The sequence below is a fragment of the Desulfatiglans parachlorophenolica genome (assembly GCF_055394735.1).
Map to the genome: position 1 here is coordinate 193,464 of NZ_AP042460.1, position 13,846 is coordinate 207,309.

The 13,846-nt window shown below is 59.8% G+C and carries 13 protein-coding genes; 8 read left to right on the forward strand and 5 right to left on the reverse strand.

The genetic code is table 11. The annotated features are described in order from the left end of the window. Positions 1 to 108 precede the first annotated feature (108 nt). The 3 genes from ACZ500_RS00880 to ACZ500_RS00890 all read right to left on the reverse strand — a co-directional run bounded on the left by ACZ500_RS00880 (position 109) and on the right by ACZ500_RS00890 (position 1,357). On the reverse strand, positions 109 to 240 hold the full coding sequence (locus tag ACZ500_RS00880) for a hypothetical protein (protein ID WP_464230653.1): 132 nt from the start codon (positions 238 to 240) through the stop codon (positions 109 to 111). 18 nt (positions 241 to 258) lie between these two features. After that, positions 259 to 636, reverse strand: coding sequence for a hypothetical protein (locus tag ACZ500_RS00885; RefSeq protein WP_464230654.1), 378 nt, complete (start codon positions 634 to 636; stop codon positions 259 to 261). A 523-nt stretch (positions 637 to 1,159) separates the two neighbouring features. Next, positions 1,160 to 1,357 carry a hypothetical protein gene (locus tag ACZ500_RS00890; protein WP_464230655.1) on the reverse strand — a complete coding sequence of 66 codons (198 nt, stop codon included), beginning with the start codon at positions 1,355 to 1,357 and terminating at the stop codon, positions 1,160 to 1,162. Positions 1,358 to 1,521: 164 nt separating this feature from the next. Here ACZ500_RS00890 and ACZ500_RS00895 point away from each other — a divergent pair, with 164 nt between their 5' ends. The 6 genes from ACZ500_RS00895 (at position 1,522) to htpX (ending at position 9,326) form a co-directional block, all read left to right on the forward strand. Further along, entirely contained in the window at positions 1,522 to 2,736 is a 1,215-nt protein-coding gene (locus ACZ500_RS00895; protein ID WP_464230656.1) for an anion transporter, read from the forward strand. Between the two features lie 130 nt (positions 2,737 to 2,866). Further along, positions 2,867 to 3,184, forward strand: a complete 318-nt coding sequence (locus tag ACZ500_RS00900; protein ID WP_464230657.1) for a hypothetical protein — start codon at positions 2,867 to 2,869, stop codon at positions 3,182 to 3,184. After that, positions 3,184 to 5,526 (forward strand): mechanosensitive ion channel domain-containing protein, encoded by a 2,343-nt coding sequence (locus ACZ500_RS00905; protein ID WP_464230658.1) that lies wholly within the window; start codon positions 3,184 to 3,186, stop codon positions 5,524 to 5,526. The genes ACZ500_RS00900 and ACZ500_RS00905 overlap by 1 nt, the downstream gene beginning before the upstream one ends. Positions 5,527 to 5,676: 150 nt before the next feature. Beyond that, complete coding sequence (locus ACZ500_RS00910; protein WP_464230659.1) at positions 5,677 to 6,930, forward strand: sensor histidine kinase; 1,254 nt, start codon at positions 5,677 to 5,679, stop codon at positions 6,928 to 6,930. Between the two features lie 91 nt (positions 6,931 to 7,021). Further along, complete coding sequence (gene corA, locus ACZ500_RS00915; RefSeq protein ID WP_464230660.1) at positions 7,022 to 8,089, forward strand: magnesium/cobalt transporter CorA; 1,068 nt, start codon at positions 7,022 to 7,024, stop codon at positions 8,087 to 8,089. Between the two features lie 304 nt (positions 8,090 to 8,393). After that, on the forward strand, positions 8,394 to 9,326 hold the full coding sequence (gene htpX, locus ACZ500_RS00920; RefSeq protein WP_464230661.1) for a zinc metalloprotease HtpX: 933 nt from the start codon (positions 8,394 to 8,396) through the stop codon (positions 9,324 to 9,326). Positions 9,327 to 9,523: 197 nt separating this feature from the next. Here htpX and ACZ500_RS00925 read toward each other — a convergent pair whose 3' ends face one another. Beyond that, the gene (locus tag ACZ500_RS00925; protein ID WP_464230662.1) at positions 9,524 to 10,108 is read right to left on the reverse strand and encodes a hypothetical protein; all 585 of its coding nucleotides are present in this window, start codon (positions 10,106 to 10,108) and stop codon (positions 9,524 to 9,526) included. 112 nt (positions 10,109 to 10,220) lie between these two features. Continuing rightward, complete coding sequence (locus ACZ500_RS00930; RefSeq protein WP_464230663.1) at positions 10,221 to 10,847, reverse strand: GAF domain-containing protein; 627 nt, start codon at positions 10,845 to 10,847, stop codon at positions 10,221 to 10,223. Between the two features lie 712 nt (positions 10,848 to 11,559). Here ACZ500_RS00930 and ACZ500_RS00935 point away from each other — a divergent pair. Both ACZ500_RS00935 and ACZ500_RS00940 read left to right on the forward strand, forming a co-directional pair. Beyond that, positions 11,560 to 12,432, forward strand: a complete 873-nt coding sequence (locus ACZ500_RS00935; RefSeq protein WP_464230664.1) for an AAA family ATPase — start codon at positions 11,560 to 11,562, stop codon at positions 12,430 to 12,432. A gap of 140 nt (positions 12,433 to 12,572) precedes the next feature. Then, on the forward strand, positions 12,573 to 13,766 hold the full coding sequence (locus ACZ500_RS00940) for a vWA domain-containing protein (RefSeq protein ID WP_464230665.1): 1,194 nt from the start codon (positions 12,573 to 12,575) through the stop codon (positions 13,764 to 13,766). Positions 13,767 to 13,846 lie beyond the last annotated feature (80 nt).

Here is a 13,846-nt window from a genome sequence, read left to right on the forward strand (position 1 = left end):
TACCGGGTGTCAGTGGAACAACTCTAGTTTCCATCCGGAAATGATTTCCCTGTACAACCCAGTTTCCAATCCGGAAATGAGGATTTTTTCTTCACACGCTTCGCGTGCTCAGTCCCACCGCTTCGCGGCGGGTCCCGGTTTGCCAATATCAAGGAAATCAAGCGTTTGCGCGGAGGCGACCTGCGGGTCGCCGCACAAGCAAACGTGCAGATTGACGCTGAGATTGGCAAAAAAGACCATTTCCGGATGGAAACAACTCTAGCGAATCTTCGGTCTGTAGTCGTCATCGTCATCGTCGTCATCTTCTTCGTCATTATCCAGGTCATCGTTCTCCCAGTCATATTCCGCCTCCAGCGCGTCCTCCTCTTCTTCTTCATCGAAGAGATCATCGAGGAGCGCGTAATCCGATAATTGGATATGAAAGACCCCGTCGGGATCCACCGTCACGACGCCGGTCACTTCCACATCCTCGTGAAGAAAATCGAGCAGCTCCTCGCCCAGGACGTCCATCTCGACGATGTATCCTTCTTCGTCAGTCTCGATGCTTACGGCGGTCACCTTCCCGTCCTCATCCCATTTTGCGGGCGCGACGTATCCTTCGAGGGTCGTCTGTTTCGTTTTTTTTGGTGTTGCCATCGTGTTGTTATTCCTTTCAAAAACAAGGGTTCATTCGGCGACCCGCCGCCCGTGGTCGGTCTCTGCCGCGCCAATTCCACCATAAAAGAGATGCATAAACCCTTCTGCGGCGGGCCTTCGGCTTGTCCCGGCCTCTGGCCCATCCTGCGGATCTTCGTCCGGCCAGACGTTCAGCAGGCCGCCTCGAAAGGCAGCGGCATTTGCCTTCTGCCCGCATTCAGGAGCAGCCGTGGAACCGGAAGTCTTGGCCGCCGCCCTGCTCCGTCCCCTGACAAGGGGGCTCCGCAGTGTACTCGAAACGCGAGCGCAAATTGTGCCGTTGTCCGGATCGATCCGTCCAATCAAGGCGGATGAGAATGAACCGGAGGCATCCGGCCGGAAACCATTCCCGGGCGCCTGGAGGCAGACGACATTTTTCCCTGAATAAACGAAATTGTAAAAGCGTCCATCCGGAGATGATTTCGCAGTATAACCCAGTTTCCAATCCGGAAATGAGGATTTTTTCTTCACACGCTTCGTGTGCTCAGTCCCACCGCTTCGCGGCGGGTCCCGGTTTGCCAATAGCAAGGAAATCAAGCGTTTGTGCGGAGGCGACCTGGTGGTCGCCGCACAAGCAAACGTGCAGATTGGCGCCGAAATCGGCAAAAAAGGCCCTTTCCGGATGGAAAAATACACTTACCGCAAACAGGCCGGGTACAGGAACACGGATGACAGACCACATCGATCGTGCTATGTAAACGGCGGCAAGATAAACGGAGTCGTTAGCCTTTCGTTTCGGGCTTGGAAATGGGGGTCTTCCTGGATCCTCATGATCGGATGGTAGCATTCCGATCTCCGAAAATGGCTCTGAGTTCGGATCTGCTCACAGGGTGGGAGTAGGCGACAATGGATGCCGGGGTCCTCATCGTTTTCGGGCTCGTCTATGCGGGGATGATGCTTGGGCGCGTTCCGGGCCTCGCCCTCGACCGGACGGGCATCGCCCTGCTCGGCGCGATCGGGCTGCTGGCCATGGGGCGCCTGGATGCGCAGCAGGCCTGGGATGCCGTAGACGTCCCGACCATCTCGCTCCTTCTGGGGCTCATGGTGGTGTCCGCGCAGTTCCGGTTGGGCGGTTTTTACGCCCACGTCACGCGCCGCCTTTCGGCCTTGACGATTGGCCCCCGACTTTTCCTTGCCGGCGTGATCGGTTTGGCCGGTTTCCTTTCGGCGCTTCTCGCGAACGATATCGTCTGCCTGGCGATGACCCCGGTCCTGGTGGAAGGCTGCGGGCGCAGGCATTGGGACCCGGTGCCCTTCCTGCTGGCCCTTGCCTGCGCCGCCAATGTCGGCTCGGCGGCGACCCTCATCGGAAACCCCCAGAACATGCTGATCGGGCAGTCGCTCGACCTCTCTTTCGGGCGCTACGCGCTGGATGCGGCGATGCCCGTGGCCCTTGGGCTGGTCAGCGTGTGGCTGGTGATCGCCAGGCTGTACAGGAGCCGGTGGCAGAAGCCCGGTGCATCGAGCTGTGAGGCGGAGGCACCGCCCTTCAGCCTGTGGCAGACCCTGAAAGGCATGGGGGTGCTCGGCTGCCTGGTGACGGCCTTCCTTCTGGCCTTGTGGCCCCGCGATGTCATGGCCCTCGCTGCGGCGGGTGTCCTTCTGACCAGCCGGCATATGGCCTCCCGAAAGATCCTCGCCCTGGTGGATTGGCAGCTGCTGGTGCTCTTCGCCGGGCTTTTCGTGGTGAACGGCGCCTTTCAGTCATCCGGCATGCTCGACGGGCTGCTCCGGTCCCTGCGGGGTGCCGGCATCGATCCGTCCCAGCCCGCCTGGCTCTTCGGTATCACCGTCATCCTCTCCAATCTGGTGTCGAACGTCCCGGCGACGATGCTCCTTCTCCCGGTCGCCACGCATCCGCAGGCCGGTCTCATCCTCGCGCTCAGCAGCACGCTGGCGGGCAACCTGATCCTCGTCGGCAGCATCGCGAACCTGATCGTTGTCGGCCAGGCCGAGCAGTGCGGCGTGCGGATCTCCTGGTGGGCGCACGCCCGGGTCGGTATCCCGGTGACCCTCCTGACCCTCGCCATCAGCGCCCTCTGGCTTTGGGCTGCGGTATAGGCCCGTTCGGCCGGGAGGGTTGTCTTATCGGGCGGCTTGGGGTATAACCGGGATGAGTCTTTGATCATGAAACGGGTTTGTGCTGCCCGGCTCTTTTCTTTTCTGTCCGCCATGGGCGAGGCTGCATTCCATGAATGAAGACATGAAACCGGAGCATTTCCTCCTCGAGGGGGCGACGCCCCGATCACCGATCATTCCTCCGGAACTCGACGCCCAGGAGGAGATCGCCTCCCAAAAATACCACGAACTGCGCGATGCACCTGCCGCCGTGGCCGTGCCGGTCTCGAAGGGCACGACCACGACGGTTCGCCCGGAAGGGGTGCGGATGAAACCGGCGCGGAGGTTCGTCCCGCGTTTTTCGAACCGCTACCTGGACTTTTCGTGCAAGCGCGGGGTGGATCCGTTGAGGCCGGCGCTGGTGACGACGCGTCTGCGGCGGGGTGCGTGATGCTTCGTAGACGGATGTTGTCGCTGGCTTTGATGGTGTTGACGGGGGCGGCGCTATCGGGATATCCGGCCTTGCCTTCGGGGGCGGCGGCCGATCCGGTCGATCCGGATCTTCTACAGGTCCCCCGTCAGGACCTGCAGCGCATGGTGGAGCTGCTGGAGGACCCGGCAAGGCGCGAGACGTTCATCCAGGATTTGAAGACCCTGATCGATCTCCAGGCGGAGCGGAAAAAGACGGCGACTTCTGAAGGAGCGGTTGCACCATCATCGGAGGCGGATGAAGAACTCGCAGTCCTGGACCGGCTGTTCGCCCGGTTCGAAACAGTTTCGACGCACATCATACGGGCCGCCGAGGCGGTTTACAGCCTCCTGAACCGGACACCGGAGGCGTTTCATCAGACGCTCGCTTTCCTGCGTCATCCGGAAAACCGGAAGGGCCTTCTGCGGCTTGCCGGTAACGTCCTTGCTGCAATCACCCTGGCTCTGCTGATGCGCTGGGCACTCCATGGCATCCTGGTCCGGACCGGCGAGGGGATGATCCGGAAGCCGGGGTATCTGCCCCTTGCGCTTAGCAGGGCCTTCGTATCGGGTTTGCCATGCGTGGTCCTGCTGACGGCGCTGTTTCTGCTTTTCCGGTTTGTGCCTTCCTTCCCGAGGGCGGAGCTTCTCACCCTCTTCTTTTTTACGGTCCTGCTCGGATACCGGTGGACGGTGGCGCTGCTGAGGGTCTTCCTGGGGCCGGATCCCGCTCTGCCCCGCCTGTTGAGGATTTCGGACGAGGATGCCAACTATGCCTGGCTTTGGGGGATGCGTCTTGCCCGGTACACCTTTTTTTACGTCGTTCTGACCCAGTCCCTGCGGTTGCTGAGGATTCCCGCCGATGCGTATGCCTTCATCCGCGGTGCGTTGCTCCTTGGGTTTCCGGTCATGATCGGGACCTTCGTTCTGCAGGCGGCGGCGGAGATCCAACTGCGCCTCGGGAAGCGCACGCCCGATGCGGGTGGACAAGAACCCGTGCTGCACCGGAGTTTGCGCCTGACCGCGCGTTATGGGCAATTCCTCCTGGTCGGGTATGCGTGGGCGTTCTTCCTCTTCCTGATCTTGCACCTCGATACGGCCTTTTCCTACCTTCTGGCGGCTACGCTCAAGACGGTCTTGACCGGGGTACTGCTCTGGCTGGCGTTTCGACTGCTCGACTGGCTCTTCGGGATCCTGTTTCATATCGAGAAGGTTGTCAAGGGACGGTTCATCGGGCTTGAAGTGAAGGCAAACCGCTATATCCACATCTTCCGGAAGTGCCTGAACGGCGTCCTGGTGGTCATGGCCCTGGGGGTTGCGGGGCAGGTATGGGGGGTCCCGCTTCGGGATCTGGTTCTGTCGGGCACCGGCTCCCTGCTGATCTGGAGAGGAATCGGCATCGTGCTGGCGATCGTGGTCGCTTTGGCGGTCCTCGAGGTTTGCGGGTTTGTGCGGGGGCACCTTCTCAGGGATGACGGCTGGACATGGTTCAAGGTGACCCAGAAGACCCGGACGCTGATCCCCATGCTTCATGCGGGGATCAAAGTGGGGGTCTGGTTTGTGGCCGGCGTGACCGTGCTGGATCGACTGGGGGTCAGCGTCGGGCCGATTCTGGCCGGGGCGGGGATTCTGGGACTGGCCGTAGGATTTGGTTCCCAAACCCTTGTAAAAGACTTGATCAACGGCCTGTTTATCCTCTTCGAGGACAGCATCCGGGTGGGGGACTGGATCAGGCTGGGGGACAGGGGCGGAAGCGTCGAAGCGGTCAGCATCCGGACCATCAGACTGCGTGATCTGGATGGAAATGTACATGTCATTCCAAACAGTTCTATCGATGTATTGACAAACTTGAGCAAGGATTTTTCACGGGCGGTGTTAGACGTTGGGGTGGCCTACCGGGAGAACGTGGACGAGGTCATCGAGATCTTGAAGGAGATCGGTGCGGAGATGTGTCAGGACCCGGAATATGCGCCGGATATCCTGGAGCCCCTGGAGGTCTTCGGCCTGGATCGCTTCGAGGATTCGGCGGTGGTGATCCGCGCCCGATTCACGACGCGGCCGCTCAAGCAGTGGGGGGTGCGCAGGGAGTTCAATCGCCGGTTGAAGCGGGTCTTCGACGCCCGAGGGATCGAGATCCCGTTTCCGCACCGCACGGTTTACATGGGCGCCTTGAAGGATGGCGAGGCGCCTCCCCTCTTCCTGAAGCTGAAGCCGGAAAGCGGCGGCGATTCGGGTGGAGCCGCTGAGCCGGCCGGTGGGGAGACAGACAAGGGGGCCGGCGGGTCGGAGGGTGACCCGGGCGACCGCACCGCGAAGGCCCGGTAAGCAACCTTCGTGCAAGGGTCTCGCCCGGTTCGAGACTTTGGGCCCCTGCTTCTTTCCACATCCGGGATTCGAGTTGCACGGGTATTTTCCGGCGGTACGGATTTTCAGGCTGTTTGTCGCAAAAATATTTCTACGAGGTGATCTGAAGCAATGCCCTTCAGCAAGAAGTATATCTCTCTGCCGTTCGACGAGACCGGTTTCCGGGAGCGGAACCGCGATCTTTCCCTCCTGCTGGATTTGAGTTTTCTGATGGCATCGACCGTCGATCTGAACGGGCTTCTGAACGAGGCTATCGCAAAGATCACCTCGCATTTTCAACTGGAAGCCGCCAGAATCTACCTGATGGATGAAAACGCGGCGTGCATGCACCTGGCAGCCAGTCTGGGCATCGAGACCGAGCGGTTGGAGACGGTGCGACTGGAAGAGGGTTTTTCGGGGAAATCGGCCCGCACCCGGTCCTTCATCGCGCAGAGGCTGAGTGAGCTGGACGATCGGGAGAGGATCAAACTGTTGGCCGACAGGGGGATCAAGATCATCATCTGCGTGCCCCTCATATTGATGGAAAAGGTTGTCGGCGTCCTGAATCTGGCTACGCGGCACGAGATCGAACTGGACCAGGGCATGGTGGACATCCTCAACGTCATCGGCAGTCAGATCGCCGTTGCTGTCGCCAACATCCGACTGGTCGGAGATATCCGGGCCAAGGCCGAGGAGATTGAAAAGAAGAACGAGACCATCAAATTTTTCGCCTATTCCATCTCGCATGACCTCAAAGGACCCGCAATCGCTATCTATGGGCTGCTGCGGCGTCTGGAGTCGCTGATCGACGGCAGGCTCGACGAGAAGGCGAAGACGTGCCTGGACCATATCTTCAAGGCCTCGGCCCAGTTGCAGCATCTGGTGGCGGACATCAACGCTTACATCAGCGCGAAGGAGGCCTCGCTCAGCATCGAAAAGGTTTCGGTGCAGGAGGTGCTGGCCGAAATCGAAGAGTCGGTTCGGGAAACCCTGTCCTGCCGAGGCATTGTATGGAAGGTCCAGGAAGATCTGCCGGTCGTTTCCGCCGACCGGTTGTCCATCAGCCGGATCCTGCGGAACCTGACGGACAATGCCCTCAAATACGGGGGCCCCGGCCTGAGTGAGATCCGCTTCGGCTACCGGGAGGAAGGTGATTTTCACGTTTTTTCGGTCTCGGATGACGGCGTGGGGATTTGCAGCGCGGACGCCGCCCGTCTCTTTGAACTCTTCCAGCGCCACGCGAACTCGAAAGGGATCGAGGGTTCGGGTATGGGATTGGCGATCGTCAAGGAGGTCGTCCAGCGGCACGGGGGTCGGGTCTGGCTGGCTGAGGGGGTCGGAAAAGGCGCGTCCTTTCTGTTTTCCATCAGGAAAGGCCTGGTGTGAACAGACCTGTGTCTGTGCAAACGGACGTTCCCATCCTGAAATAAGGTTGGGGCAGCCAAGGGTGAGTACGGTGGTGCAGGAGGTACGGTTCGTGGGGATACATCATAGAAAGGCATCATCGAAGGCCGGTTTGCCGCCGGGCACCCTGATGCATGTCGGGGAGAGGAAGGCGGAAGAAGTCCAGGTCACCGTGATGCAATACAATGGGTCGGATCTGCTCGAAAAGGATGGGGTGTCCGTCCGGGAGTGCGAGGCGCTGCCGGCAGACGAATCCTTTGTGTCATGGATCAATATGAGCGGGGTTCACGAGGCCGGCATCGTGGAGACGTTCGGGCGGGTATTCGGGCTGCACCCCCTGCTGCTCGAGGATATCCTCCATACCGGGCAGCGGCCGAAGCAGGAGGATTACGAGGCGTATCTCTTCATCGTCCTTCGCATGCTCAGTTTCGATGTCGAAAAGCGGGAACTGCTTTCGGAGCAGATCAGCCTGGTTGTCGGTCCCCGGTACGTCATTTCGTTCCAGGAGCGTGAGGGGGATGTCTTCGGACTGCTCAGGGAACGGATTCGGGGCGGGAAGGGGCGCATCCGGAAAATGGGGGCGGATTACCTTGCCTACGCCCTGATGGATGCGGTGGTGGATCAGTATTTCGTGATCCTCGAGAATTTCGGGGAAGAGCTCGAAGCGCTTCAGGATGTGGTCCTTTCAGGACCTGCGTCCGATACCCTGGGAAGCATCCAGACCCTCAAGCGGGAGATGCTCTGGATGCGGAAATCGGTATGGCCCCTGCGAGAAGTGCTTGGCGAGTTGCAGAGGGGGGAATCGTCCCTGATGGGGCCGGAGGTGCTGCCCTTTTTGCGGGACGTGTACGACCACTCGATCCAGGTGGTGGACACCCTCGAAACCTTCCGGGATATGGCAGCCGCCACGCTCGAGGTCTATCTGTCGAGCCTCAGCAACCGGATGAACGAGGTGATGAAGGTCCTCACCATCATTGCCACCATCTTTATCCCCCTGACCTTTATCGCCGGCGTCTATGGGATGAATTTCCGGTACATGCCCGAGCTCGAATGGCGTTGGGGTTATGCCGCGGTCTGGCTTGTGATGATCGTTGCCGGGGGGCTTATGCTTCTGGCATTTCGGCGGAAGAAATGGCTCTGAGCGTTCCTTGATTTCCTGCCTGGTTCGCAGCGGCTCAGATGATGATTAGCCGAGCCTGCCGGGGCGCCCGCATTGCGGGCGCCCCGGCAGGCTTCTTTGGAATCGGCGTTCGATGGACGCCTCTCGGCCGCGTTTTCATCCGATCTCTATTGACCCTGCTGTGCCAATCCTTATGATGTTTACAGGTGTGCGCCGACGTCGGTCCTCGAAGCGGGGGGTCGGGCCGCGCAGCCGGCGGGGCCGTTGTGGAATGCACTTACACGCTAGACCTTGTGCTGTTTGAAGACGGGGAGGAAAAAGGATCATGGGAAACTGGTTCAAGACGACGCTCCTGCTCGGGGCGTTGACCCTTTTGATTGTGTGGATCGGCCATCTTTTCGGCGGGAAGCAGGGGATGATCATCGCTTTCATCCTGGCCATGGCCATGAATTTTTTCAGTTACTGGTACTCCGACAAGATCGTGCTGCGGATGTACCGGGCCCAGGAGGCTGCCCCTGACCGGTATCCCGAGCTGCACGGGATTGTCTCCGAACTGGCGCAGAGGGCCGGGCTGCCGATGCCCAGAGTTTACGTGATTCCCGAGGAGGCTCCGAACGCCTTCGCTACCGGAAGGAACCCGGAGCATGCCGTCGTGGCGGTTACGGAGGGGCTCCTGCGGCTCATGAATCGTGAGGAGATCAAGGGGGTCCTCGCTCATGAACTGGCCCATGTGAAACACCGCGATATCCTGATCGGCTCCGTCGCGGCCACATTGGCCGGAGCCATCATGATCCTGGCCAACATGGCCCGATGGACGGCCATATTCGGCGGCGGGTCGAGCGACAATGAAGAAGGCGGGGGCCTCGGCGGCGTCGGCTTGATCGTCATGTCGATCCTTGCGCCCATAGCGGCCATGCTGATCCAGATGGCCATTTCCCGTTCGAGGGAATATCAGGCCGATGCCGGAGGGGCCTCGTTCGCGGGGAATCCCGAAGGACTGGCCGGGGCGCTCGAAAAGCTGGGCGCTTATTCCAAGCGGCTGCCGATGCACGCCAACCCGTCGACAGCCCACATGTTCATCGTCAACCCGCTCTCAGGGCGGAGCCTTATGCACCTGTTTTCCACCCATCCGCCGATCGAGGAACGTATTGCGAGGCTTCGCGGCAGAAGGCCGCCGCCGGCCGGCAGCGGGGACAGCGGGTCCCTTTCGGGTGAGGATCAGGCCAAGGCGGCCTGGCGGCGTTTGTCAGGCTCCTGAGAGCCGGTCGGCGGCTTCCGCCTGCCTGGTCATCCAGCAGGCCCGATCCTCTTTCATCCGGAAGGGTTCGAGGGATGATGGGCTTGCGTCTGCCTCTTTTTGCACGGACTGGCGTGGCCGCCGGTTCTTCGGGACTTCGAAAGCGACCGGGCCATGCACACCCAAGAAATGAATCGCCCCCGTTTTCGGGCAGGGGCCTAGGAAAGGACGAGCCCTTCGAAAATGCCGGTGGGCCGCTTTTCGATGCTCTGTTTCATTTCGAGGACCTCGGGGGGGCGGATGCCCTCCTTCCAGCGGGGGTATCCTCCCAGCCAGACATATTGGATCAGGTCCTGGAAGCCAGGACGATCGAAGCGGTAAACCCCGATCGAGACCTCCGTTCCTTCCTTTTCAATGACAAACGGGATCTGCAGTTTCCGGGCATATTTCTGGATGAGGGCTTCCATGTCCGCCCGTGTTCCGTGACCCTCGGCTTTTTGTCTGAAGGCCTCCGGCTCCGATGGAAAGGGAAACCGGCGATAGACCTCACCGAGGAACCCTGTGTAGCGGATGCCGTGGATGGCGCCCATGAGGTCGCCGATGTCATCGGACCGCTCGATCCGGTAGACATCCCAGGTGGTGGCATGGTGGCAGGTCGTGCCCGTCTCGGCGATTTCGGCCAGGGAGCGGCAGAAAAGCGGTGCGAAAAAGAAGATGCGATCCAGAATAAGCATGTCGGAGTCGATGTTGAAAAAGCCGAATGCAGTGGTCCCGTGGCTCGAGGATTGAAAGGCTAACGGCATGCGGCGGCCTCGTTATTCGATTGGAAACCCGCCCGGTCTCGAGGGTCGTTTAGGGGACCCATGGAGTTCGGGGCGGGTTTCACAGATTTAAGGGTTTCCGACGGCCTGTTCATTAAACATCCGCCGATTTCTGGCCGAGCGTCCCGACGCTTTTCGGCACGCCCTCGTGGGGCGTCCATTTCTTGCTCTTCAGGGTGCTGGCCGGTCTGCGGGCCTTGAGAATCTCGATGCTGTCTTTCAGCCCTTTGTATAAGCGTGACATCTCAAGCGCCATCCCCGCTATCTGGGCGACCGCCTGGACGAAATTGACATCCTCCAGGGTGGCTTCCCACGGCTCGGCGGTATAGACCCTGAGGGCGCCTATCGGGTTTTCCCGGACGGTGATGGGAACGGCGAGAATGGAGGCGATGCCTTCCTTTTTGGCGGCTTCCGGGTACTGGATGCGCGGGTCGTCGGCGACGTCATAGACGGCGACCGGTCCGTCGCGCAGGGAGGCCGCGATGGATTTAAGAGAACTAAGGGGACCTTTGTTCAGGTACTCGTCACTGAGGCCCATGGAGGCGGCGACCTCGAGTTCGTTGTTTTTGCGATTGAAGAGAAACAGGGCACAGGCCTTGGCGTTGAGTGCACTCTTGACGCTTTCGACGATGAGAAGGGCGACCTCTTCGGGATCTTTGGAGACCACGATGCCGTGGGTCACCTTCAGAAGCGTTTCATAGTTGAGGATCTGTTTTTGCATGGGCGCCTCCTTCCCGGACAATGGGTTGCACAGGTTCTGGGTGGACGTTTGCGCGGTGGAGCCTCCAAGGAAACTTCCCCTCCTTGGAGGCTCGGGCAAGGGCAGTTTGAGACGGGTCCAGGACACGATGCCGCTCCGTTTTTTCGATCGGTCGATAGGGTGGAACCAATCAGGAAGGTTTGCAATACCTGCTGAGGTGAGGCTGGGATGTGGTCGCCCTTTACGATGCCACCTGGATCTGGGATCCTGCTGGATCCTGTCTGTCCGGTTTGTGTAAACGGAAAGCGGAATACTCGATGCCATGCATCATACATCGTCTGCGGCCGCTCGTCCATCTTTGAATAGGACCTGTCGATCTGAAAATTCGCCCCGGGCCTCTCATGTGTATTCCCGAGTGGATGGGTGCCTCCTGCGGATCTTTTGCGGGCAGGTGTCACTGGAGCGCAGCCGCACAGCCTGGATCGTCGCACCGGATCGCACAGCAGAGGTTGGGGACGAGCCGGATTCAAGGCTTGATCGTACTGGGAAATCCTTTCCGGATAGATACGAGATGAGAGGCTGTGCAGTTCGTAAGTTGACAGGGCTCCTCCGAGCCTTTATATTTGAAAGTTCGGATCATATCTGCGGCGTCGCACCACCCCGAAATCGAATGTGGGATTTACTTTGTGAAAATATTCCGTTTCTAGCAAGGCGTAAAAAAAGGAGTCAAGACATGTCCAATGTACCTTCCCCACCGGCCACCGGATCTGAGGGCTGCGTTTTCACCGGGGCGTCCAAATACGTCCTGGACGAGGAACTGGCCAATATCGTGAACATTTCGATGGCGCTCGAGATGCCCCTGCTTCTCAAGGGCGAACCCGGTACGGGAAAGACGATGCTTGCCCATGCCATCGCCGAATCGCTCCATATGCGGCTGATCGTTTTGAACGTCAAATCCAGCATGAAGCTGGTCGAGGCCCTCTATCAGTACGATACGCTCACCCGGTTGAACGACAGCCGCTTCGGGGATTCCCAGCGCAATGTCAGCAACATCGAAGAATATATCAAGATGGGAAAGATCGGCCAGGCGTTTACAACCGACGAGAAGGTGGTCCTGCTGATCGACGAGATCGACAAGGCGGACACCGATTTTCAGGATGACATGCTCGATGTCCTGGACCAGATGGAATTCGACATCATCGAGATCGACAAGACCATGAAGGCCAAGAACCGCCCTGTCATCATCATTACGTCCAACGCCAAGAAGGACCTCTCGGATCCCTTTCTGGGGCGCTGCAATTTCCACCACATCGCTTTCCCGGAGCCGGATATGATGCAGCGGATCATTTCGGTGCACTTCCCGGACATCAGCCGCGAACTGCTGGATCATGCGGTGCGGGCCTTCTATCAACTGCGGGGCATCCGGGGGACGGAGAAAAAGCCCGCCACCCGGGAATTGATCAACTGGATACGGGCCCTGAAGGCCGATCCGGAGTTCAAGGCCAAGGATCTCGTAAAGGGCGACCTCCCTTACCTGGGGGTCCTCTTCAAGAAAAGCCCCGATTTCTCATTGGCACGCAGCGCTGTTTCCCGCATGCGGATTTGAAAAGGGCCGCCTCGACAACCCTTTCACCCCGAACCGGGCTGTGCCTTGTGCACCGCCGGCGGGGGTGGTCTGCGCCCATCGGCGTTCGGCCATAGGGCGGTCCGGCGGAAGGAAAATCAAGCCTGGACGGACAGGAGCTTATGTTCACCCAATTTTTCTATTTGTTGAGACAGGTGGGGATCCCGGTATCCCCCACCTCCTTTCTCCGGCTGCAGAAGGCTCTTTCCGAGGGGATGATCACCTCGATCGGAGACCTGTACACCGCGGCGCGGGCTATTCTGGTGAAGAGCGAGCGCTATTTCGATCTTTATGACCAGGTCTTTGCCCACCATTTCGAGGGGGCGGAACTCAAGGCGCCCGAGGCCTTCGAGATGGAGGAAATGGCCCGGCTCATGCTGGAGGAATGGCTCAAGGATCCCAAGGCCATCGCCGATGCACTCGGGGTCGATGAGTCGAAGTTGAACAAGCTCAGTCCGGAGGAACTGCTGCAGTATTTTCTGGACCGGCTGAAAGAGCAGACCGAGGAGCACCACGGCGGGAGCAAATGGATCGGGACGGGGGGGACTTCACCGGTAGGCCACTCCGGCTACCATCCGGGCGGCATGCGCGTCGGGGGCGTCTCCCGGAACAAGTCGGCCATCAAGGTCGCCATGGACCGCCGCTACCGGGACTACTCCCAGGGAGGCCCGCTGACTCAGGCCCAGATCGGGGAGGCCCTGAAACGGCTTCGCAACCTGATGCCCGCCGGCCCGAAAGATCAGGTGAACGTCGACAAAACGATCTATCAGACCATGCGCAACGCGGGGGAGATCGAAATCATCTTCGACCGCAGCCTGAAAGACCGCCTCAAGGTCATCCTCGCCATCGACAACGGGGGCTGGTCGATGGACCCCTACATCGCGGTCGTACAGACCCTTTTCAACTATGCGCGTTCGCAGTTCAAGGAGTTGAAGACCTTTTTCTTCCACAACACCATCTACGACAACCTCTGGGAGGATCCCTCCCGATACCGGAAGCCGTTCCGGATCGACGAAGTGGTCAGATTGGACCCCGAGACCCGTTTCATCGTCGTCGGGGACGCCAGCATGGCGCCCTACGAGCTTATGGCGACGGACGGGTCGATCCATGTCGAGGAGCGTTCGAACCGGCCGAGCATCGAAAGGCTGAGGTTCATCGCGGAGACCTTCCGTTATTCGGCCTGGCTCAACCCGAAGATGTCCGATGAATGGCCCTATACCCGCTCCATCAACGTCGTGCGCGAGATCTTTCCCATGTTCGAGCTGACCATCGATGGGCTGGAGGAGGCCGTTACCCATCTGATGCGGAAGAACTGAGCGGCCCGCACGTTTTTCCCCTTCTGCCTGTTCCACGGGAGATCGACAGGACTGCATGCCGCAGGCGGTGAGGTCGATGA

Bases quoted from the DNA above. Each gene is read 5' to 3' on its own strand.
- ACZ500_RS00935 (WP_464230664.1), top strand. From the start codon at position 11,560: ATGTCCAATGTACCTTCCCCACCGGCCACCGGATCTGAGGGCTGCGTT.
- ACZ500_RS00885 (WP_464230654.1), bottom strand. From the start codon at position 636: ATGGCAACACCAAAAAAAACGAAACAGACGACCCTCGAAGGATACGTC.
- ACZ500_RS00905 (WP_464230658.1), top strand. From the start codon at position 3,184: ATGCTTCGTAGACGGATGTTGTCGCTGGCTTTGATGGTGTTGACGGGG.
- ACZ500_RS00900 (WP_464230657.1), top strand. From the start codon at position 2,867: ATGAATGAAGACATGAAACCGGAGCATTTCCTCCTCGAGGGGGCGACG.
- ACZ500_RS00880 (WP_464230653.1), bottom strand. From the start codon at position 240: ATGGTCTTTTTTGCCAATCTCAGCGTCAATCTGCACGTTTGCTTGTGC.
- ACZ500_RS00940 (WP_464230665.1), top strand. From the start codon at position 12,573: ATGTTCACCCAATTTTTCTATTTGTTGAGACAGGTGGGGATCCCGGTA.
- ACZ500_RS00910 (WP_464230659.1), top strand. From the start codon at position 5,677: ATGCCCTTCAGCAAGAAGTATATCTCTCTGCCGTTCGACGAGACCGGT.
- ACZ500_RS00925 (WP_464230662.1), bottom strand. From the start codon at position 10,108: ATGCCGTTAGCCTTTCAATCCTCGAGCCACGGGACCACTGCATTCGGC.
- ACZ500_RS00890 (WP_464230655.1), bottom strand. From the start codon at position 1,357: ATGTGGTCTGTCATCCGTGTTCCTGTACCCGGCCTGTTTGCGGTAAGT.
- ACZ500_RS00930 (WP_464230663.1), bottom strand. From the start codon at position 10,847: ATGCAAAAACAGATCCTCAACTATGAAACGCTTCTGAAGGTGACCCAC.
- ACZ500_RS00895 (WP_464230656.1), top strand. From the start codon at position 1,522: ATGGATGCCGGGGTCCTCATCGTTTTCGGGCTCGTCTATGCGGGGATG.
- htpX (WP_464230661.1), top strand. From the start codon at position 8,394: ATGGGAAACTGGTTCAAGACGACGCTCCTGCTCGGGGCGTTGACCCTT.